Source organism: Nonomuraea lactucae (assembly GCF_003313395.1).
Lineage (GTDB): Bacteria > Actinomycetota > Actinomycetes > Streptosporangiales > Streptosporangiaceae > Nonomuraea > Nonomuraea lactucae.
This window is the reverse complement of record NZ_QNFZ01000117.1, coordinates 1-1,331: the sequence shown is the minus strand read 5'-3', so window position 1 is coordinate 1,331 and position 1,331 is coordinate 1. Positions and strand designations below refer to the sequence as shown.

Sequence of the window (1,331 nt, the reverse complement as noted above, 5' to 3'; positions counted from 1 at the left end):
CGGCCCGCACGATCCGCACGGCGTCCTGGGCCGCCGCCTCGCAGGGGGCGGCGCGGCGCGCGGCGGCCCGCTCCAGAAGGGAGGCGCGTGCCCTCCGAGCCATGGCCATTCCCGTCTCCCGTGGTGGCTGCCTTCGGTGACATGCTCCATCGCCAGCGGGACGCGGGCGCGACCCTGCGGGCCGCGTTGGCCAATGTTGGGACAGGCTTTCCGACGCGGCGACCGTGCGCGGCCCCCTGTCGACGGCCGGTGGACGGCGGGCGGACGGCCGGTGGGCGGACGGTGGGCGGACCGGTCACTTGGCGGTGTAGACGACGCTGACCTGGCCGAACTCCTTGGCGGGGCCCTCGGCGAGGACGCGCCGCGTCCTGCCGTCGAGGCCGACGAGGGCCAGGCGGGTGGTGGCGCCCTTGGTGATCGTGGCGAGGAAGTGCCTGTCGTCCAGCCAGCCGTTGAACGCCGTGTGCGCGTCCAGGGGGACGACGGCCTTGCGGGCGCCCGTGGCCGCGTCCCACAGGCAGGCGTCGCGGGAGCCGCCGGGGCAGGTGGTGGCGAAGACCGTGGTGGGCACCGAGGCGGACGCCGGGGTGGACGCCGGGGTGGACGCCGTGCCGATCAGCAATGCGGCGGCGCTCGTCCTGAGCAGCGTGCCCTTCTTCTGGAACGAGCGGACCACCCGGCCGTCCAGCCCGACGATGCTGATCGTGCCGTCCCTGTCCTGGCGCATCAGCGTGGCGGGATCCGGGCCCCAGAGGTAGCCGCTCTTGCCCCCGGTGTCTGCCAGGTGGGTCCGGACCTGCTTGGTCGCCGCGTCCACCAGCAGGAACCCCGTGGTCTCGCGCGTGTCGTCGTTGTAGACGCTCATGAGCAGGCGGTGGCCGTCGATGTTCCAGACCGGGCTGCCGGTGACTCGTGGTTTGTCCGCGGTGCGCAGCTCGACGTCCTCCCCGGTGGCGCGGGTGACGAGCCTGATCGTGTTGTAGTCGGTGCGCACGTACGACACGGTGGAGAGGGCGACGACGTAGCCGCCGTCCGGCGAGACCATCGGCTGCTGGAAGTTGCCGAAGTACCTGAACTCGCCGCTCTTGGGGTCGCGGACCTGGGCCGGGGCGCCGTCGCCGAGGGCGCCGTAGGCCGAGGTGGCCCAGACGGGGTCGGCGGGGTTCTCGTGCAGGGTGATGTGCGTGCCGGGGATGGTCGTCCGCGTCGTCGAGGTGGTGGGCATCGGGCGGGCGGCCCGCGGCTCGCCCGAGGGGCTCCGGCGCGGCTCGTCTCCCTGGGCGGTCGGGGCGGCCCGGGAGGCGGCCGGGGTGCGGGTCGCACCACTGAGG

Annotated in this window: 1 protein-coding gene; it reads right to left on the bottom strand. The window is 74.2% G+C overall.

Annotation, left to right across the window (positions count from 1 at the left end; genetic code table 11):
* Nucleotides 1-295 precede the first annotated feature (295 nt).
* A partial coding sequence (locus DQW85_RS08135) for a hypothetical protein (protein WP_162794831.1) occupies nucleotides 296-1,331 on the bottom strand: 1,036 nt, incomplete at its 5' end.